Here is a 19,228-nt window from a genome sequence, read left to right as displayed (position 1 = left end):
ACAACCCCCGTGCCCGTTCAAACACAGTATTTGGGCAAATCGCTGTCGCTGGTCGATCCAGACCGTCGGTTCGTCCCGACCAGCGCCGCATTCGGATCAATCGTTGAGCCGGAGCTGCATGGGGTCCAGGCCGTAATCGGTCAGCTTCTTGCGCAGCGTGTTGCGATTGATGCCCAGCAATCCGGCCGCACGAATCTGGTTGCCATCGACACTGGCCAGCACCTCCTGCAACAGGATCGGCTCCACCACCGCCAGCAGATCGTCATGCAAGGCGCGGTTGGGCTGGCCAAGGCCCACGCCCAACTGCCGCTTGGCCCAGTCGCGGACCGCATGGGCCAGCTGGTCGGTGGGCGCGGCATAGTCGGCCGGCACCGCGTCCATCGGCAGCATGTGGCGCAATATGTCGCCGGTGATGACATTTTCACGGCTCAGGACGGACAGGCGCTGCATCAGATTCTGCAGCTCGCGCACATTGCCCGGCCAGTGATAGGTCATCAGCAGTTGCGCCGCATCGTCCGCCAGCGCCTTGCGCGGCAGGCCCTCCTGCGCCGCCCGCTCCAGGAAATGGCGTGCGAGCAGGATCACGTCCTCGCGCCGTTCGCGCAACGCCGGCAACGCGATCGGCACGACGTTGAGCCGGTAGTAGAGGTCCTGGCGGAAGCGCCCATCCTCGATCAGCAGCGACAGATCCTTGTTGGTCGCGGCGATGATGCGGACATTGACCCGCACCGGCTTCGACCCGCCGACTGTCGTGACTTCGCCCGACTGGAGCACCCGCAGCAGCCGGGTCTGCGCCTCCATCGGCATGTCGCCGATCTCGTCCAGGAACAGCGTCCCGCCCTGCGCCTGCTCGAATTTCCCGGCGGTGCGGGCATGGGCGCCGGTGAAGGCGCCCTTTTCATAGCCGAACAGCTCCGCCTCGATCAGCTCGCGCGGGATGGCCGCCATGTTGATCGCGACGAAGGGCTTGGTGCGGCGCTGACCCAGGCTGTGGATCGCTTCGGCCACCAGCTCCTTGCCGGTGCCCGATTCGCCCAGCACCAGAATCGACAGGTCGTTGGACAGGACGCGGGCGATGGTGCGGTACACTTCCTGCATCGCCGGCGACCGGCCAACCAGCGGGAGGCCGTCATGCGGCAGGCCGACGTCGCCGCCCGGCTCGTCCGCGCTCTGCCGGGTGCCGAGCGCATCCGCGACCGCGCGCGTCAGTTCGTTGAGGTCGAAAGGCTTTGGCAGATATTCGAACGCGCCCTTTTCCGTGGCGCGGATCGCGGTGTTGAGCGTGTTCTGCGCCGACAGGATGATGACGTTGAGGTCGGGCTTGGTCGCCAAAATGTCGGCCACACCGTCCAGCCCGTCACCATCCGGCAGCATGACGTCGGTGATCAGCACGTCGGGCGCGAAGCTTTCCATCAGCGCGCTCCGCTCGCGGATCGAGGCGGCCGTCTTCACCCTATGCCCCTGCCGCCGCAGCGCTTCGCCGACCACCACGCAGATGGCGGGATCGTCATCGACCACCAGGATCGTGCCGGTCACGCCCATCACGCCATCCCCATCGGCAGAAGGATGCGGAAGGTGGATTCGCCGGCCTCCACGTCGCGGCTATATTGGACGAAGCCGCTCATATCGCGCACCAGCTTGTCCACCAGCGCCAGGCCCAGCCCCTGCCCGTCGCGCTTGCCGGTGATGAAGGGGTTGAAGAGATGGTCGAGAATATGTTCGGGCACGCCGGGGCCATTGTCGATGACGAGGATTTCGATCGGCAGCACCGCGCTGCCCTTGCCATCGCCGACCACCACCGACACGCCATGGCGGAATGCTGTTTCCACCCGGATACGCGGCTTGGCGACATGCTCCAGCGCTTCGGCCGCATTTTTCAGCAGGTTGATCATCACCTGCACCAGCGCGTCGTCATTGATGTTAGCGAATGGCAAGGACGGATCATAATGCTTTATGATCTTTATATGTTTTGCAAATCCCGCCGCCGCGATCCCGGCCGCGCGGTCGATCAGCGGATAGATGTTGCCGGGATGGCATTCGAGCGTCCGATCGGTGGTAAAATCCTGCATTCGATCGATCAGCGCGGCGATCCGGTCCACCTCGTTGCAGATCAACTGGGTCAGCGCCGCGTCGCGGCCGCCCTGGCTGGATTCCAGAAGTTGCGCCGCGCCACGGATGCCCGACAGCGGGTTCTTGATCTCATGCGCCAGGATCGCGGCCGCGCCCATGGCGGAACGGGCGCCGCCCGACGATCCGCGATGGCCGATCTTGCGCGCCTGGCTCTGGGCATGGAGCGACACCACGCGCCAGCCGTCATGATCGACGATCGGCGCGATCATCAGGTCGACCTCCATTTCGGCGGTGCGGCCGGCATGGACCTTGATGTCATAGGCGGCGATCGGCTTGTTGCTGTGCCAGATGTCGAACCGCGCGCCCGCCTCCGCGATGCGGATGGTGCGCGCGACATCGCTGCCGACGATGGCCGATCGCGCCATGTTGAGCAAGGTTTCAGCGCGGACATTGGCTTCGGCGATGCTGTTGTCCGGCTTCACCACCAGCGTCGCCACGGGCAGCGCCGTCATCTGTTCGCCCAGCGAAGGCCCGTCCTGCAGCATCCGAAGCGGCGGGACGGACGACAATGTCACGGTCATGCGGCCTTGCGCAGGTCCGCAGGGTCCAGCCCGCTGGCGATCAGCGGTTCGTAGAAGCGGGCCAGCATGTCGAGCACCACCGCGGCGTCCGGCTGCTGGTTCACGGCATTGCGGAACTCGGCCGATCCGGTCAGTCCCTTGGTGTACCAGCCGATATGCTTGCGTGCCATATTGACGCCGGTATAGGTGTCATAATGTTCGAGCATGGCATGATAATGCCCTATGATCGCTTGATATTGCTCGGCCAGTGACGGGTCTGGAAGGCGTGTGCCGTCGGTCAACCACGCCATGACCTGGCTGATGAGCCAGGGCCGGCCATAGGCGCCGCGCCCGATCATCACGCCATCGGCGCCGCTCTGTTCCAGCGCCATGTCGGCATCCTCGACCGAACAGATGTCGCCATTGACGATCACCGGCAGCTTCACCGCCTCCTTGACCGAGCGGACGAACGCCCAGTCGGCCGACCCCTTGTACATCTGGCAGCGGGTACGGCCGTGGACGGTGATGAGCTGCGCGCCCAGATCCTCGGCGATATGGGCGAGTTCCGGCGCGTTGAGGCTGGCATGGTCCCAGCCCATACGCATCTTGACCGTCACCGGCACGTCGACCGCCTCCACCGTCGCCTTGATGAGCGAGGCGGCGAGCGGCAGGTCGCGCATCAGGGCGCTGCCCGCGTCGCCATTGACGACCTTCTTCACCGGACAGCCCATATTGATGTCGATGATCGCGGCGCCGCGATCGGCGTTGAGCTTGGCCGCATCCGCCATTTCCTTGGGCGAGCAGCCGGCAAGTTGCATTGACACCGGCTCTTCCAGCGGATGCCAGGCAGCCTTTTGCAGCGACTGGCGGGTCTCGCGGATCATCGCCGCCGACGCGATCATCTCCGTCACGTTGAGGCCGCACCCGTAGCGGCGCACCAGCGTGCGGAACGGCATGTCGGTGACGCCCGTCATCGGGGCGAGGACGACCGGCATGTCGATGGTGATCGGGCCGATGGAGATGGGGGAAAGCCTGCGCATGGTCTAACTTTTGATACTGCCTAAAAAACAGGCAGCCCTTAGCGGAAATTGGAGCGGGCGGCAAGGCGCGCCCCTTTCGGTCCACCGCCCCTTTCGATCCGCCCCGCGACCCGCTATGCGCCGCTCCATGACATCAAACAGCAAGATCGTCGCGCTGATCGTCGCCGCGGGCCAGGGCAGCCGCGCGGGCGGCGACATCCCCAAACAGTTCCGAAGCGTCGCGGGCAAGGCCGTGCTGGCCCATGCCTATGATGCGCTGGCCGCACATGGCGGGATCGACGCGATCCATATCGTGCTGGGCGACGGGCAGGAGGCGACGGCGCGCACGGCGCTGGGCGAACGGGCGGCATCCTTCGTGACCGGCGCGGACAGCCGGCGCGGATCGGTGCGCGCGGGACTGGAGGCGATCACGGCGCAGGGTGGCGCGGATATCGTGCTGATCCATGACGCCGCCCGCCCCTTCCTGCCCGGCGCGGTGGTCGATCGACTGCTGGCAGCGCTGGAAAGCGGAACGGGGGCCATTCCCACCCTGCCCGTCGCCGATACACTGATACGCGAAGCCGGCAGCATCATGGGCGATGGCGTGGGCAGGGACGGGCTGCATCGGGTGCAGACACCGCAGGCCTTCCGCTTCGATGCCATCGTGGCGGCGCACCGGGCGTGGAGCGGAGTCCGCGAGGCGACCGACGATGCGCAGATTCTCAAAGGCTGGGGCCATGACGTCATATTGGTCCAAGGCCATGAAAGGCTTGAGAAATTGACCTATCCGCAGGACTTCGCCCGCGCCGAAGCCCAACTGGCGACGCCACGTTCGACGCGGGTCGGCATGGGCTATGACGTCCATCGTCTGGCCCCTGACGAAGAGCTTTGGCTGGCTGGCCTGCTGGTCCCGCACGATCGCGGGCTGGCCGGGCATAGCGATGCCGATGTGGCGCTCCACGCGATCGTCGACGCCGTGCTGGGCGCGCTGGCGGAAGGCGATATCGGCAGCCATTTCCCCCCGTCCGACCCGCAATGGCGCGGCGCATCCTCGGACCGCTTCCTGGCCTATGCGCGCGACCGGGTGGCGGCGCGGGACGGCCGGATCGAGCATATCGACCTGACCATCATCTGCGAAGCGCCCAAGATCGGCCCGCATCGCGACGCCATGCGCACGCGCATCGCAGAGATACTGGCGGTGCCGGTCGACCGGATCAGCGTGAAGGCGACCACCACCGAGCGGCTAGGCTTTGCCGGCCGGCGCGAAGGCATCGCCGCACAAGCGGTTGCCACCCTGTCCCTCCCCGCGCTATCCTGAGCCCATGCCAGATACGATCCTGCCGGCCCAGTTGGTCGAACTCGCCGAAAAGGTCATCATCGCCAATCGCCGCGCCGGCCGCACCATCGCGGTGGCGGAAAGCTGCACCGGCGGACTGGTGTCGGCGGCGCTGACCGAAATCGTAGGCTCCTCCGAAGTCTTCGAAGCCGGTTTCATTACCTATTCCAACGACATGAAAGCGGAACTTCTGAAAGTTTCGCATGATGTGCTGGATACGTTCGGCGCGGTGTCGATCGCCACTGCCTGGGCGATGGCGCAGGGCGCGCTCAAGAAAAGCCACGCGCATGTGGCGGTCGCCATCACCGGCATCGCAGGGCCGGGCGGCGGCAGCGAGCAGAAGCCGGTCGGCACCGTCGTCTTCGCCCGCGCCGAACGCGGCGCCGCGGCCGACAAGGTCGTCGCCGACATGCGCCATTTCGACAATGATGGCCGTGGCGGCGTGCGGCTTCAGGCGGCGCTGTGCGCGCTGGAACTGCTGTTGCCCGACTCGGCCCCATAGAGTAGCGCGGCACGGGTTTCGAACGCGCCGATCATCTTGCGCAGCGCCTTGTCGAAAAACTGGCCGGCCAGCATTTCGAACAGCCGGTTCTTGAATTCGAACTCGACCTCGAAATCGACCAGCACGCCCCCCTGCCCGTCGTCGCGGAAGCGCCACTCATTGTGGAGATGCTTGAGCGGCCCATCGAGATAGTCGACACGGACATGGTCGGGCCGATGTTTATGGACGCGCGAGGTGAAGCTTTCCTTCACGCCCTTGAAGCCGACGATCATGTCGGCGACCATTTCCGTATCGCTGTCGGACCGGACGCGGATAGCGCTGATCCAGGGCAGGAATTGCGGATAGGCGGCGACGTCGGACACGAGGTCGAACATCTGCGTCGGCGTATAGGGAAGCTGCCGCGTTTCTTCATGCTTGGGCATCTGGACGTCAGGCCTTCGCCGCCGCCTTGGCCAGTTTGGCCGCCCGCGCAGCACGCATTTCCGCGAAATCCTTGCCGGCATGATAGCTCGACCGTGTCAGCGGCGACGATGCGACCTGCAGGAAGCCCTTGGCCCGCGCGATGCCGGCATAGCTGTTGAACGCCGCCGGGGTGACGAAGTCGATCACCTTGGCGTGCTTGGGCGTGGGTTGCAGATATTGCCCCATGGTCAGGAAATCGATGTCGGCCGACCGCATGTCGTCCATCACCTGATGGACCTCCAGCCTTTCCTCGCCCAGGCCCAGCATGATGCCCGACTTGGTGAAGATGGACGGATCGAGCTTCTTGACCGACTCGAGCAGGCGCAGCGACGCATAATAGCGCGCGCCGGGGCGGATGGTCGGGTACAGGCGCGGGACCGTCTCCAGATTATGGTTATAGACGTCCGGCCGCGCGGCGACGATCATCTCGACGGCGCGCTCATGCTTGTTGCGGAAGTCTGGGGTCAGGATTTCGATCGTCGTGTTCGGAGTCGTGCGGCGCAGCGCCTCGATCACCTTGACGAACTGCGATGCGCCGCCGTCGGGCAGGTCGTCGCGGTCGACCGAGGTGATGACGATATGTTCCAGCCCCATTTCGGCGCAGGCATCGGCCAGATTCTGCGGTTCGTTGACATCGACCTTCCGCGGCATCCCGGTCTTGACGTTGCAAAAGGCGCAGGCGCGGGTGCAGACGTCGCCCAGGATCATCACCGTGGCGTGCTTCTTGGTCCAGCATTCCCCGATATTCGGGCAGGCCGCTTCCTCGCAGACCGTATTCAGCCCCTTGTCGCGCATCAGCTTGCGCGTTTCATGATAGGCGGGGCTGGTCGGCGCCTTCACGCGAATCCAGTCGGGCTTGCGGGCGCGTTCCGGACTGGCGGGCTGACCGGGCACGGGGATCGGGCTGATGTCGTTCATGCGCCCCAGATAGCGACGCAGGCTCGCTCTTGCCAGCCCCCTATTTGTGCGGCACATCGCTCGCCATGACAGACTTTTCCGACATGCTTCAGGGCTATCGCCGTTTCCGCGACACCGGCTGGAACCAGCAGCGGGCGCGATGGGACGAACTCAACGAGGGGCAGAGCCCCAGGGTGATGGTGATCGCCTGTTCCGACAGCCGGGTCGATCCTGCGCAGATTTTCGACACCAGCCCCGGCGAAATCTTCGTCGTGCGCAACGTCGCCGCGCTGGTGCCGCCGTTCGAAACCAATCCGGGTCATCATGGCGTATCGGCGGCGCTGGAATTTGCGGTGCAGGTGCTCAAGGTCGGCGAGATCGTCGTCATGGGCCATGGCAAATGTGGGGGTTGCAAGGCGGCACTCAGTCAGGATCTGAAGAATGCGCCGCCGGGCGAAGGCGGCTTCATCCATAACTGGATCGAATTGCTGGACGATGCGCGCGACATCGTGATCGGCCAATATGGCGATCAGCGCGACCGCGCCGTCGAACGGGCGATGGAGCAGGAAGCGGTGAAGGTCAGCCTCGCCAACCTGCGCACTTTCCCCTGCGTCCGGTCCAAGGAGCGCAAGGGCGAATTGAAGCTGGTCGGCAGTTTCTTCGCCATCGCCGACGGCGTGCTGAACATTTTGGATGAGGATAGCGGCGCCTTCTCGCCCGCATGAAGGGAGCAGGCGGCATGGCTTTTTTACAGGAAGGCCGGGGCAATATCGCCCTGCTGATCGATGCGGACAATGCGTCGGCGGCCCATTTCGATTCGGTCATGACCGTGCTGGCGGAACTGGGCACGGTCAATATCCGCCGCGCCTATGGCAATTGGAGCAAGGCGACACTCAAGACGTGGGCGGCGCTGTCGGTCGCGCACGCGATCGAACCGCAGCAGCAGTTCGACCTGACCAAGGGCAAGAACGCCACCGACATGAAGATGACGATCGACGCCATGGACCTGATGGCGTCGGGCCGGGTCGACGGGTTCGGCCTGATGTCCAGCGATAGCGACTTTACCCCGCTGGCGACCCGCATCCGGCAGCAGGGCATTCCGGTCTATGGCTTTGGATCGGCGAACACGCCCGAAGGCTTCCGCCGCGCCTGCACGCGCTTTCTGAATGTCGCGGCGCTGAAACCCGCAGAAGTGCCCGTGCTGGCCAAGGCCCCGGCCAAGGCGGCAGCCCCGGCCAAAGCCGCGCAGGCCAAGGCGACCACGCCGCAGCAGACGCCCCCCGCCAAGGCGGTTGCTGCGCCCGCCGCGCCCGCACCCGCCACGCCGCCCCCCAGCAAGACGGTGGACGCCGAAGTCGTGCGCCTGCTGATCGACGCCTATGACGAGGCGAAGCGCGACGAGCGCGGCTTCGTGGCGCTGGGGCCGGTCGGTCAGCGGGTCGGTAACCGTTCCAGTTTCGACGTGCGCAATTATGGCTATAAGCGCCTGTCCGACCTGGTCGCCGCCATCCCCAATTTCATCACCGAAGTCCGCGAAGGCGGACAGACCTGGATCAAGCGGGTCAAGTGATGTCCCAGGTGGCGCGGCACCTGATGATCCATGGTCGGGTCCAGGGCGTGTGGTATCGCGCCTGGACGGTCGAAACGGCGCGCGGGCTGGGATTGGCCGGCTGGGTCCGTAACCGCGCAGACGGCTGCGTTGAGGCGCTGGTGGAGGGCGAGGCGGCGGTGGTGGCGCGGTTTATTGTGCTGGCGCACGATGGGCCACCAGCGGCTAAGGTGGCGCGGATTGATGTCGTCGAGGTGGGGGGCGAGGGGCTGAGCGGGTTCGAGAAGCGGGGGACGCTTTGAGGCTGCGGGCGTCTACTAACGACCAAGGGCGGACCTATTAAGCATCGTCACCCTGAACTTGTTTCAGGATCCATTTCTTCAGATAGAGCAACGGTCCATGTGGCACCATGGATGCTGAAACAAGTTCAGCATGACGATATCTGAAACTTCAGCTTTCCACCCAATTCGTCCTTCCAGCGAAGGCGGCAACCCATCTCGCACGCTCGCAACAAGCTGGAAAGGCGGGAGATGGATCTCCGCGTTGACCGACAGCCGCCCTTCGGGTCGCGGAAATGGCGCCCCCGCCATCCACCCCTATCCCCCACCCTTGCCCTCGCCCTGCGGATAAGCCAGCGTTCGCTCGTCGTGCGCGGCACAGGGGGAATGGTCATGCGGGTTGGCATAGCAGGGATCATCGGCGCGGTCGTGCTGGCGTCCGGCGCGATGGGCGCGCGGGCGGACTGGCGCTGGCCCAGCTTTCCGGCAGGAGTAAGCGCCCCCGCCCTGCCCGCCGAAAATGGCATGAGCGCGGCCAAGGTCGCGCTGGGCCGCCGCCTCTTCTACGATCGCGCGCTGTCGCATGACGGCAGCATGGCCTGCGCCGATTGCCACCAACAGGCGCGCGGCTTTACCGATGGCCTGCCCACCCATGTCGGCGTGACCGGCGACATGGGCGTGCGCAACGTGCCAGGGCTGGCCAATGTGGCCTGGCGCAGCGGCCTGACCTGGACCGATGCGGGGATCACCACGCTGGAGGCGCAGGCGATGGTGCCGATGACCGGGACCAAGCCGGTGGAAATGGGCATGGCCGGCCGCGATGGCGACCTGGCCGCGCGGCTGGACGCCGATCCCTGCTATCGCCGGATGTTCGCGCAAGCCTTTCCCGGCGCAAAGGGGGCCGCGGATTTCGCCAGGGTGACGGCGGCGCTGGGCGCGTTCCAGCGTACCATGATCTCGTTCGGCAGCGCCTATGATCGCGGCGCCCTGCCCCCGCTGGCCGCCAAAGGTGCGGCGCAGTTCAAGGCGTCGGGCTGCGCTTCCTGCCATAGCGGCCCGGACCTGACCGATGGCAAGGTCCATTATGTTGGCACGGCAGCGCCCCGCGAATCGGACGATCCGGCCTATGGCGGCAAACCGCCGCCCCCAGGTTTCGAGCCGCCGCCCGAACAGTTCCGCACCCCATCGCTGCGCAATGTCGCGGTTACCGGGCCATGGCTGCACGATGGCAAGGCCGACAGCATCGACGGCGCGATTCGCCGCCATGCCGCCGCGCATCTGACCGGCATCGACATGCCCGCGCTGCTGGCGTTCCTTGATGCGCTGACCGATCGCGATTTCCTGAAGAATCCGGCGCTGGGGCCACCGCCTGTCGGCTGCCCTGTACCGACCTGATCGATCTGTCGCTGCCAACAGACAAAAAAAGGGCCGATCCATGAAAGGACCAGCCCGTAAAGTTTTAGGAGAGGATGCCTGAAAGGCACTCCCTCTATGAAATGTTAGCGCCACCATCGCAAGTGCGAACGGCCATATCCCGGTTGCAAATATTGCAATCGCATGACCGCCGCGCCGGGTGACGGCCTATACTCAGCGCGTCAGCTTCTTATAGGCCAGCGCGGTCGGGCGATCGGCGGCGTCGCCCAGGCGGCGGCGCTTGTCTTCCTCATAGGCTTCGAAATTGCCCTCGAACCATTCGACATGGCTGTTGCCTTCGAACGCCAGGATGTGGGTGGCGAGGCGATCGAGGAAGAAGCGATCATGGCTGATGACCACGGCGCAGCCCGCGAAATTTTCGATCGCTTCTTCCAGCGCGCCCAGCGTTTCGACGTCCAGATCGTTGGTCGGTTCGTCGAGCAGCAGCACGTTGCCGCCGCGCTTCAGCATCTTGGCGATGTGGACGCGGTTGCGTTCGCCGCCCGACAGCTTGCCGACATTCTTCTGCTGGTCCTGCCCCTTGAAGTTGAAGGCGCCGACATAGGCGCGCGTCGACATGTCGTGGCCATTGACCTTCACATAGTCGAGACCATCGGACACTTCCTCCCAGACGTTCTTCGACCCGTCGAGATGATCGCGGCTCTGGTCGACAAAGCCCAGGCGGACGGTCGTGCCGATGTCGATCTCGCCTGCGTCCGGGGTTTCCTGGCCGGTGATGAGCTTGAACAGGGTGGACTTGCCCGCGCCGTTCGGGCCGATCACGCCGACGATGCCGCCCGGCGGCAGCAGGAAGGACAGATCCTCGAACAGCAGCTTGTCGCCGAATGCCTTGGTGATGCCCTTGAACTCGATCACCTTGCCGCCCAGACGCTCGGGCACCTGGATGACGATCTGCGCCTTGCCGGGCGAGCGGTTATTCTGGCCCGCGACCAGTTCCTCGAATTTCTTGATACGCGCCTTGGACTTGGTCTGGCGGCCCTTGGTGCCCTGCCTGATCCATTCCAGTTCGTCGTTGATCGCCTTCTGGCGGCCGGTCGCCTCGCGGTCTTCCTGCTCCAGTCGCTTGGACTTCTTCTCCAGATAGGTGGAGTAGTTGCCTTCGTAAGGGAAATATTTTCCGCGATCGAGTTCCAGAATCCAGCCCACGACATTGTCGAGGAAATAGCGGTCATGGGTGATCATCAGCACCGACCCGGCATATTCCTTGAGATGATTTTCCAGCCAGGTGACGCTTTCGGCGTCGAGATGGTTGGTCGGTTCGTCGAGCAGCAGAATATCCGGCTTCTGGATCAGCAGGCGAGTTAGCGCGATGCGGCGCTTTTCACCGCCCGACAGGCTTTCCACCGACCAGTCCGAGGGCGGGCAGCGCAACGCCTCCATCGCCAGTTCCAGCTGGCTGTCGAGCGACCAGCCATCGACGGCGTCGATCTGCTCCTGGAGCGTGCCCATTTCCTCCATCAGCGCGTCGAAATCGACGTCTTCCGGCGGGTCGCCCATGATGGCGCTGATCTCGTTGAAGCGGTCCAGCTTGTCCGCGGTTTCGCGCGCGCCGTCCTTGACGTTTTCCAGCACGGTCTTGTTGGGATCGAGTTGCGGCTCCTGCGGCAGGTAGCCGACCGTGATATTCTCGCCCGGCCAGGCTTCACCGGAAAAATCGGTGTCGATCCCCGCCATGATCTTGATGAGAGTGGATTTGCCCGCGCCGTTGGGACCGACGATGCCGATCTTCGAGCCGCGGTAGAATTGCAGGTTGATGTTGCTCAGCACCGGCTTGGCCGCGCCGGGGAAGGTCTTCGTCATGCTCTTCATGACATAGGCATATTGCGAGGAGGCGGACATGTTCGGGCAGCTCCAACGGTAGGATAAGAGGATTTGGCGCGGAGTTAGCGGAGGCGGGACGCATTGGCAAATGGGTGATGGCTCGCTACGCTCCCACCCATGCAGAAAATCCGATCGGGCACGCTGGCCGCCCTTCTCCTTGGCAGCATTTTCACCCCGCCCCTCGCCCTGGCCGCACCCACCGACAGCGCCGCGATTCGCGAAGCGGCGCTGAAGGACGATGTCGCCTTCGACTTTACCGAAGGGTTGACGACCGAGGTCGGCCCGCGCCCGGCCGGGACGCCACAGGAGGCCCGTGCGCGCGAATGGGCGGTAGCGAAGCTCAAGGCGCTCGGCTTTTCCAATGTCCGCGCGGAACTTTATACTATGCCGGTGTGGGTGCGCGGACATGAAGAGGCGCGCATCCTCTCGCCCTTCCCGCAAAATCTGGTGTTGGCGGCGCTCGGCAACAGCGGGTCGACCAGCGACAAGGGGATAGAGGGCGAAATCGTCTATTTCCCTAGCATCGCCGATCTGGACGCCGCGCCTGCCGCCATGCTGAAGGGCAAGATCGCCTTTGTCGATCATGGCATGAAGGCGACGCAGGACGGCTCTTCCTATGGTTATTTCGGTGCGGCGCGGCGGCAGGGACCGAGCATCGCGTCGAAAAAGGGCGCAATCGCGATCCTCATTCGCTCGATCGGCACCGATCATCATCGCGTGCCGCATACCGGCGTGCAGATGTGGGCGGACGGCGTCACGCCGATCCCGGCGGCAGCGCTGAGCGTGCCGGATGCCGAACAGCTCGCCCGCGTGATCAAGCGCGGCCAGCCGGTGACGGTGCATCTGACGCTGACGTCGAAGATGCTGAAGGATCAGCCGTCCGGCAACGTCATCGCCGAAATTCCCGGCAGCGATCCGGCGGCGGGCGTGGTCGTGGCCGCCTGTCATCTCGATAGCTGGGACCAGGGCACGGGCGCGATCGATGACGCGACCGGCTGCGGCATCGCAGCGGCCTCGGCATTGCAAGTCGCCAAGGCAGGCCAGCCCCGCCGCACCATCCGCGTGCTGATGGCCGGCGCGGAGGAAGTCGGCGGCGACGGCGCCCGCGCTTATTATAAGGCTCATGGAGAGCAAAAACATGCGCTCGCGATCGAATCGGATTTTGGGGCCGACCGCATCTGGCGCGTTGATTTCAAACTGCCGCAGGGACATGAGGCGCTGGCGAAGCGCATTGCCACTGCGCTCGCGCCGCTTGGCGTGGGCGCCAGCACCCAAGAAGCGGGCGGCGGCGCCGATATCGCGCCGCTGGTGAAGGCCGGGGTGCCGGTGATCGATCTTCAGCAGGACGGCACGCGCTATTTCGACCTGCACCACACGCCCGACGATACGCTGGACAAGGTCGATCCGGACCAGTTGCGGCAGAATGTCGCGGCCTGGACGGTGACGCTCGATGCGGTGGCCAATGCATCAGAATCCATGGGCGTTAACTGAACTTTTATAGTAGACAACGCCCTGTCGCGTGATTCCATCGTTTCACCGGCGCAGAAAAGCATTGATTTGTGCATCGCACACGTTAATGCGGGTCGCTCGCGTAGGGTCACATTTGTAACGTGCCAGACGCGGCATAATGCTATGGGAGCCGTACACAATGAAGAAGATCGCTGCTGTTTTCGCTTCGGCCAGCCTGATGGCCCTCGCCGCTTGCGGTGAGAAGCCGGCCAACGAGACCGCGAACGCTTCGAACGCCGTCGTCGAGAACGTTGTCGAGAACGCCGCCAACGCTGCTGAAAATGCTGCCAACGCTGCTGACAACGCCGCGAACGTTGCGAACAACGCCGCGAACGCGATGTAATCTTCGCATTTGCGAGATTCTCGAAGGGCGGGCCTTAACGGCCCGCCCTTTTTGTTTGCGCCGACATTTTGCATAATTGCCCAACGGAACATCCGCGGCTCTCCACCGGTTTTATCCCCGACGACAAAGGAGAAATCGACATGGGCAAGGGCATATTATTGTGGCTGCTGGGCGTGCCTATCCCCATCATTTTGCTATTGTGGCTGTTCTTTCACTGATCCGCGCGATCGGCGATTGACGGGACGCGCGCTTCCCCGCTAAGGCCGCCGCTCGTCGGGGAGTAGCGCAGTCTGGTAGCGCGCCTGCTTTGGGAGCAGGATGTCGCAGGTTCGAATCCTGTCTCCCCGACCACCGCTTTAAAATAGTCGCAGGACGATGATCCACGCCGGCAAGGCAGCCAGCGCCAGAAAGGTGCCGAGCGGCGCTTGCGCGGTCCGGCTCTTCACCCGTCCGCTGACGAGCATCACCACCAGCCCCAGCATCGATGCGATCAGCAGGATGAAAGGCAGCGCCTGCCAGCCAAACCATGCGCCAAGCGCACCGAGCAGCTTGGCATCGCCCAGGCCCAGGCCATCGCGCCCGCGCAGCGCCCGATAGCCCAGCGATATGGCCAGCAATATACCATAGCCGATCGCCGCGCCGATGACGCGATCCATCAGGATGACGTCAGTCGCCCACATGCCGATGGTAAGGCCCAGAAAGGCCAGTGTCAGGGTTAGCGCATCTGGCAGCCAGAAATGCCGCCAATCCAGGATCGCCAGCGTCAGCAGCGTCCAGCCGAGCAGCGCCCAGCCTACGCCCCCCAAATCCGGCATCCCGCCGGTCGCCAGTGCGCCGATGATCGCGCATCCCGCCTCCACCCGCCCATGCAGCGGGTCGATATGTGCGCCGCAAGTACGACAACGCCCTCGCTGGACCAGCGCACTCAACAACGGAATCAGGTCGCGCACCGCCAGGGTCCGGCCGCAGCCGTCGCAGGCCGATCGGCCGCCGACCACGCCCCGCCCCTGCGGCCAGCGCAGGATCAGCGTGGCGAGAAAGCTGCCCAGGATTGCGCCGACCAGCGCGCCGGCCAGCGCCGCGATCGGCTGGATCACAACGTCCCTTCGACCTTCAGCAACTGGGCGTTGCCGACACCGGCGAAACCGGCCTGGCCCAAAGTCGCCGCCAGCGTCGGATCAGCGGTTTCGACGCGCATTTCGGCCGCATAGCGCCCTGATCGCCAGATACGCAGAGTGATCTTCTCCAAGCCCGACTGGCTGACCAGCGGCAGCAGCAGCGCGTCGCCGTCGCAACTGACGACGCCCGACAGGCCTTGCGTCAGGTTCAGGCCGGGAAATTGCCCCGCCATCCGCGCCCGCACCCGGCCTTCGGCATGGCCGCAGCGATCGCCCGTATAATAAGCGCTGACATCCTCCAGCATCAGGCTGCCGACCGGCAGCGGCGCGAAGGTGCGACCAAGCGGCACCGCGCCGGTGACGTCGTCCACACCGATGCGGCCGAAACCGACCGTCAAGGCGCCCTGAACGTCATCCGCCAGCCCCTTGGTCCGCGCGATATCGAATCGCGCATGCCCCACGAGCAGGGCGACGGGCGACAACCCGGCCCGCACGCTGCCAAGCGGCATATTGCCGAGCATGAGCTGGTCGATCCGCCCGCTCCACACCGTTCCGCGCACTTCCCGCGCCGCAATGCCCAGCCGCTCCAGCCCGGCCAGGCCCAGCGCGACTCGCATCGGCAGGAACAGCAGCAGTCCCAGCGCCAGCGTTACGACCAGGATGATCCGCATCCGGCGTGACAGGGACAGGCCCATCATTGTCCCTCTCCCCGCACCAACACCGCCTGTACCGAGACGCTGCCCGCCGTGGGCGATGGCCGCGCGCTCATCGTGTCCACCCGGATGCCCTGCGCCTCCAGCGCGGCGAGCCAGGAAAAGAGCGCGACCGGCCGCACCGAAGCGATAGCGATGTCGATCCGGTCGCCGCCCTGTGCCTGCGCCCGTTCCAGCGTCAGCCCGGCCTCGCCCGCGCTCTGGCTGACGAACTGGTCGACCGGCGCGACCGGTCCTGTGACGACGGCGTTGCGCGGCAAAGCCTTGAGCTGCTTCACCGCGACGCGCACCGCCGCATTGCGGTCAGTCGCCTCATTGAGCGTATCGCGCGCGCTGCGCTGCGCCCGGTCGAGCGGCATGGCGACGCCAAACCACAGGATCACGACCGCCAGCAGCGCGAACATGACGCCCAGCATCCATTGCTCGCGGGTCGAGCGTTCCGCCCAATATGTGCCCAACCGTTCCATCATGACCGCACCGTGATATCTGCCAGCGTTCGTCCGCCCGGTTCCTGGGACGGGGTCGCTGTGATCGTGAAACCGGCCGCCTGCAACGCCAGCAGCACGATGTTGATGTCGTCCGCCTTGGCCGCGGCCAGGGTGGCCCGGACCATGCCGTCGGGATCGCGCGATAGGCTGGTCAGCGCGACGCCCGGCGCATCCTGCATCGCCGCCAGCAATCCGGCCACCGGCGCGGTGAAAGCGCGCCCGCCCGCGCCCCGCGCAGCCAGCTTGCCCTCCATTTCCGTCAGTGCCTGCACCGCGTCGGTGGCGCCGGGCGTCACCTGCTGCGCCAGCGCCAGGCTTTCGCGGTCCAGTCGGCTCGCTTCCATATGCTGCTTGGCGATGCCGATCAGGGCGATGGCGAGGCTCACGAACAGGATCAGCCCGCTCCACAGCGCGATGCGGCCGATCATGCGACGGTCCAGCGCGCGGCGGACGCGCTTGGCGAAATCACCCTGCCGCAGATCAAGCGGCGGCGCGTCCAGCGCGGCGATCGCCCGCCCTTCGATCAACCCCGGCGACACCTCGATGATCGGCGCGTTGGCGATCAGTGCCGGCAACGCCATATCGCCGGTGAGCGCCATGTCAACGCCGCGCAACACCATGTCGCCGGCTATCAGGCCGCGGGTAAAGCCGCACTCCGGTTCCGGCTCCGGCAACAGCAGCGGCGCCGGCACGATGATGTCGGGGTCCAGCCCGTGATGCTGCGCCCAAAGCAGCCAGTGCTGCATGTCGGCGCGGCTCGCAACCGCGACGATATGCGGGCGGGCGGGGTCTTCATTGGCATCGGTTGCGGCGAACAACTGGTCGGACGGGACAAGCCCACCGGCGAGTGCCGCCAGCCGTGCCGCCGCGCGCCCCTGCCGCACCGGCAGGTCGGGATAGTCCGTCCAATACAACGTCACCAGCGCCGCCGGCGGCACCAGCATGACCCGCGCCTGATCGGGCAGCGCGGCGATGCCGCAAGCCGCCAGCCAGTTGGCGCCCATGCCCGACTGGATCAGCGCGCCGTCCACCACCCGCATCCAATGGGGTTCCGCGCCCGCCGCTTCGGGCAGGATGACGATCAGGGCGTCGCGACTGCTCATGCCCCCGCTCCCCAGCTGCGACGCACCAGCGTCGCCGGGCTTTGCCGCGCATCGATCAGTGCCCGCTCCACCACCTGCGTTCCCCCGACATCCACCGACACGTCCACTCCGAAAAATCCCGTCGTCAATTTCACCTGTTCCTGCACCTCGGTCATCGGCGAAAGCCCGGCAAGCGAAGGCAAGGCCCAGAATTGCACCGTGCTGCCGTAGCCGTCCGCTGGCCGCTGCGCCAGCAGTTGCCGTGCCTGGCCGACGCTCAATTGTCCTGGCATCAGCATCGCGAACAACGGCGCCTGATCGGGCAACAGCGTATTGATATTGATCGGCGACAGCGTCGTGACCGGCAGGGCGCAAATCCATGGCCGCGCCAGCGCGTAGATGGCGGGGCTGATCCCGCTGACTGCGCGCAATTCGCTGGCATCCACCATCATGCGGTTGGCAGCGCGATAGGGCCGCTCCATCCGCGCATAGGTCTCATCCTCGGCCCCGCCGGGTTGGGGCGCACTGTCGGTGTCGATCCAGTCGGCCAGGCTCGCCGCCGCGGCCTGCGCCTGTCGCGCATCCACGCCCAGCGCCTGCAACAAACCCTGAAACTGGCCGACGCCGATCGGCCGCACCTTCAGGCTTGTTTCGCTCTCGCCGCTGACGACGCTGTTGAGGTTGAAGCAATTGCCCGCGTCCGTCACCCGCGCGGTCGCGATACCCCCCGGCACCGGCAGGCTCTGCGGCGTGCCCATCCATCCGCCCGCCAGCGTGATCCTGGCCGGGTTCGATTCGGTCAGGTCGGCGATGCGCAGCCGGGCCATTTCCGTCGCGGCATCGGCATAGGCGCGGCCCTGGTCCACGGCGCCGCCATTGCCGGTCATCCGCGTCGCCAGTGCGACCCGCTCCAGCGCGGTCGCGGCGACCACGGCCATGACCGCTACCAGCAGCAGCACGGTCAGCAACGCGGCACCCCGTTCGTTTTTGGTGCCCCGTGAAGCCGTGTACGGCGGAACGCTCGAAAGAGGATCAGGCACCGGCCGCGACCTCCAGCTTTTCCACCGGGCCGGGCGCGACCATAAAGCGCAGCATGACCCGCGGTTCGCCGGTGCGCGTCACCGTCATTTCGACCGCACGGGGCAACAGGTCGGGCTGGGTCGGGGTCCAATCCTCCCGCCATTTGCCCTGCGCGTCCCGAAAGCGCAGCACGACCGCCTCGACATTCTCCAGCAGCGCAGCCGGATCGTCGCCCGCCGCGCCGTCGAGCTGGGCGTAAGTGCGTCGTTCCAGCCGCCCCTGCCGCACCCAATATTCGACCTTCTGCAAGGATGGCCGGGGCAACTCGCCCAGATTGTCCCATCCACCGCGCACGAACTGCATCACCGGCTGGCTCTCGCCGTCCTGATGGGCCCAGAAGGCGGGCGCCAGGGTGCCGGCCTCGGTCCGCGTGATACGCGGCACCGCCTGCCCCAGGTCGCCGGCCAGCGCCCCGCCCGCGCGCTGCACCGCCGCCATATCGTCCAGCCGCGCCTTGATTTGCGCCTGCGCCGAAACGCTGTTGCCCAACAGCAGCACACCCGCCCCCGCCAGCAGGGCAAAAATCATCAGGGCGACGAGCAGCTCGATCAGCGTGAAGCCGTGTTCGGCGGAACGCCAGGAAAGCGTGAAGCCGTCCTCACGCTCGAACGGAGGTTGGAAGCGCGCCATCACTCGACCGTCCGCACGAAGCTGAGCACCACCGGCGATGCACCCGGCTGCCCATCGACGGTCAGGTCGACCTGCAACAGCCGCCGGTCGTCGGTCGGCTTGACGGTCCGGCTCCAGTGCCAGCGCCGCCCGCCATTGTCGACATCGCCAGCCTCCTCGCCCACCGATGGTGGGAGCGGATCGGTCTGCACGTCGACCATCAGGTTGCGCGCGACGATCTGGCCCAGCGCCTTGCTGTCGAGATCGGCGGCGGTGCGCAGCGTTACGCCCTGCAACCGCACCAGTGCCAGCGCAGCGAGGCTGAACACCGCCAGCGCGACCAGCATTTCGAGGAGCG

The 19,228-nt window shown here is 65.7% G+C and carries 21 protein-coding genes and 1 tRNA gene; 9 read left to right on the top strand and 13 right to left on the bottom strand.

Features of this window, described 5'->3' with window-relative positions; genetic code table 11:
* Positions 1-96: 96 nt before the first annotated feature.
* From ntrC to dusB, 3 genes are read right to left on the bottom strand one after another with little or no spacing between them, the layout of a single operon-like run.
* The gene (gene ntrC / locus SBA_RS11855; RefSeq protein ID WP_261936725.1) at positions 97-1,542 is read right to left on the bottom strand and encodes a nitrogen regulation protein NR(I); all 1,446 of its coding nucleotides are present in this window, start codon (positions 1,540-1,542) and stop codon (positions 97-99) included.
* Positions 1,542-2,651, bottom strand: coding sequence for a two-component system sensor histidine kinase NtrB (locus tag SBA_RS11850; protein ID WP_261934569.1), 1,110 nt, complete (start codon positions 2,649-2,651; stop codon positions 1,542-1,544). Before SBA_RS11850 ends, ntrC begins: the two co-directional genes overlap by 1 nt.
* Complete coding sequence (gene dusB / locus SBA_RS11845; RefSeq protein ID WP_261934568.1) at positions 2,648-3,670, bottom strand: tRNA dihydrouridine synthase DusB; 1,023 nt, start codon at positions 3,668-3,670, stop codon at positions 2,648-2,650. Before dusB ends, SBA_RS11850 begins: the two co-directional genes overlap by 4 nt.
* Positions 3,671-3,785: 115 nt before the next feature.
* Here dusB and SBA_RS11840 point away from each other — a divergent pair, with 115 nt between their 5' ends.
* Both SBA_RS11840 and SBA_RS11835 read left to right on the top strand, forming a co-directional pair.
* Entirely contained in the window at positions 3,786-4,967 is a 1,182-nt protein-coding gene (locus SBA_RS11840) for a bifunctional 2-C-methyl-D-erythritol 4-phosphate cytidylyltransferase/2-C-methyl-D-erythritol 2,4-cyclodiphosphate synthase (protein WP_261934567.1), read from the top strand.
* Positions 4,968-4,971: 4 nt separating this feature from the next.
* Positions 4,972-5,487: a CinA family protein gene (locus SBA_RS11835; protein ID WP_224546163.1), complete on the top strand. Its 516-nt coding sequence runs from the start codon at positions 4,972-4,974 to the stop codon at positions 5,485-5,487.
* Here SBA_RS11835 and SBA_RS11830 read toward each other — a convergent pair.
* Positions 5,436-5,909 carry a type II toxin-antitoxin system RatA family toxin gene (locus tag SBA_RS11830; protein WP_261934566.1) on the bottom strand — a complete coding sequence of 158 codons (474 nt, stop codon included), beginning with the start codon at positions 5,907-5,909 and terminating at the stop codon, positions 5,436-5,438. The genes SBA_RS11835 and SBA_RS11830 overlap by 52 nt on opposite strands.
* 7 nt (positions 5,910-5,916) lie before the next feature.
* Positions 5,917-6,924, bottom strand: coding sequence for a lipoyl synthase (gene lipA, locus SBA_RS11825; RefSeq protein ID WP_261934565.1), 1,008 nt, complete (start codon positions 6,922-6,924; stop codon positions 5,917-5,919).
* Positions 6,925-6,932: 8 nt separating this feature from the next.
* Between lipA and SBA_RS11820 the strand changes: the two genes are divergently transcribed.
* From SBA_RS11820 to SBA_RS11805, 4 genes are all read left to right on the top strand, one after another.
* Positions 6,933-7,571, top strand: coding sequence for a carbonic anhydrase (locus tag SBA_RS11820; protein WP_261934564.1), 639 nt, complete (start codon positions 6,933-6,935; stop codon positions 7,569-7,571).
* 14 nt (positions 7,572-7,585) lie between these two features.
* On the top strand, positions 7,586-8,416 hold the full coding sequence (locus SBA_RS11815) for an NYN domain-containing protein (protein WP_261934563.1): 831 nt from the start codon (positions 7,586-7,588) through the stop codon (positions 8,414-8,416).
* Positions 8,416-8,697, top strand: a complete 282-nt coding sequence (locus SBA_RS11810) for an acylphosphatase (RefSeq protein ID WP_261936724.1) — start codon at positions 8,416-8,418, stop codon at positions 8,695-8,697. The genes SBA_RS11815 and SBA_RS11810 overlap by 1 nt, the downstream gene beginning before the upstream one ends.
* Positions 8,698-9,066: 369 nt before the next feature.
* Positions 9,067-10,068 (top strand): cytochrome-c peroxidase, encoded by a 1,002-nt coding sequence (locus tag SBA_RS11805; protein WP_261934562.1) that lies wholly within the window; start codon positions 9,067-9,069, stop codon positions 10,066-10,068.
* A 192-nt stretch (positions 10,069-10,260) separates the two neighbouring features.
* On the opposite strand, the gene ettA is transcribed toward SBA_RS11805, so the two are convergent.
* On the bottom strand, positions 10,261-11,946 hold the full coding sequence (ettA, locus tag SBA_RS11800) for an energy-dependent translational throttle protein EttA (protein WP_224546158.1): 1,686 nt from the start codon (positions 11,944-11,946) through the stop codon (positions 10,261-10,263).
* Positions 11,947-12,045: 99 nt separating this feature from the next.
* Here ettA and SBA_RS11795 point away from each other — a divergent pair, with 99 nt between their 5' ends.
* From SBA_RS11795 to SBA_RS11785, 3 genes are all read left to right on the top strand, one after another.
* Complete coding sequence (locus tag SBA_RS11795) at positions 12,046-13,419, top strand: M20/M25/M40 family metallo-hydrolase (RefSeq protein WP_261934561.1); 1,374 nt, start codon at positions 12,046-12,048, stop codon at positions 13,417-13,419.
* Between the two features lie 157 nt (positions 13,420-13,576).
* The gene (locus tag SBA_RS11790; protein ID WP_224546154.1) at positions 13,577-13,780 is read left to right on the top strand and encodes a hypothetical protein; all 204 of its coding nucleotides are present in this window, start codon (positions 13,577-13,579) and stop codon (positions 13,778-13,780) included.
* A 274-nt stretch (positions 13,781-14,054) separates the two neighbouring features.
* Positions 14,055-14,131 (top strand) — tRNA-Pro (locus SBA_RS11785).
* Positions 14,132-14,136: 5 nt separating this feature from the next.
* Here the strand turns inward: SBA_RS11785 and SBA_RS11780 are convergent.
* The 7 genes from SBA_RS11780 to gspI are packed head-to-tail and all read right to left on the bottom strand — an operon-like array spanning position 14,137 to position 19,217.
* Positions 14,137-14,877, bottom strand: coding sequence for a prepilin peptidase (locus SBA_RS11780; RefSeq protein WP_261934560.1), 741 nt, complete (start codon positions 14,875-14,877; stop codon positions 14,137-14,139).
* The gene (gene gspN, locus SBA_RS11775; RefSeq protein WP_261934559.1) at positions 14,874-15,596 is read right to left on the bottom strand and encodes a type II secretion system protein N; all 723 of its coding nucleotides are present in this window, start codon (positions 15,594-15,596) and stop codon (positions 14,874-14,876) included. Before gspN ends, SBA_RS11780 begins: the two co-directional genes overlap by 4 nt.
* Positions 15,593-16,081: a type II secretion system protein M gene (locus SBA_RS11770; protein WP_261934558.1), complete on the bottom strand. Its 489-nt coding sequence runs from the start codon at positions 16,079-16,081 to the stop codon at positions 15,593-15,595. Before SBA_RS11770 ends, gspN begins: the two co-directional genes overlap by 4 nt.
* Positions 16,078-17,202 carry a type II secretion system protein GspL gene (gene gspL / locus SBA_RS11765; RefSeq protein WP_261934557.1) on the bottom strand — a complete coding sequence of 375 codons (1,125 nt, stop codon included), beginning with the start codon at positions 17,200-17,202 and terminating at the stop codon, positions 16,078-16,080. Before gspL ends, SBA_RS11770 begins: the two co-directional genes overlap by 4 nt.
* Positions 17,199-18,221 (bottom strand): type II secretion system minor pseudopilin GspK, encoded by a 1,023-nt coding sequence (gene gspK / locus SBA_RS11760; protein ID WP_261934556.1) that lies wholly within the window; start codon positions 18,219-18,221, stop codon positions 17,199-17,201. The genes gspL and gspK overlap by 4 nt, the downstream gene beginning before the upstream one ends.
* Entirely contained in the window at positions 18,214-18,891 is a 678-nt protein-coding gene (gene gspJ / locus SBA_RS11755) for a type II secretion system minor pseudopilin GspJ (protein WP_261934555.1), read from the bottom strand. Before gspJ ends, gspK begins: the two co-directional genes overlap by 8 nt.
* Positions 18,891-19,217 carry a type II secretion system minor pseudopilin GspI gene (gspI, locus tag SBA_RS11750; protein WP_390902450.1) on the bottom strand — a complete coding sequence of 109 codons (327 nt, stop codon included), beginning with the start codon at positions 19,215-19,217 and terminating at the stop codon, positions 18,891-18,893. Before gspI ends, gspJ begins: the two co-directional genes overlap by 1 nt.
* Positions 19,218-19,228: the final 11 nt, after the last annotated feature.

It is taken from the genome of Sphingomonas bisphenolicum (assembly GCF_024349785.1).
Classification (GTDB): Bacteria; Pseudomonadota; Alphaproteobacteria; order Sphingomonadales; family Sphingomonadaceae; genus Sphingobium; species Sphingobium bisphenolicum.
Note: the sequence above shows the minus strand (reverse complement) of the source record. Positions and strands in the feature narration are given on the sequence as shown.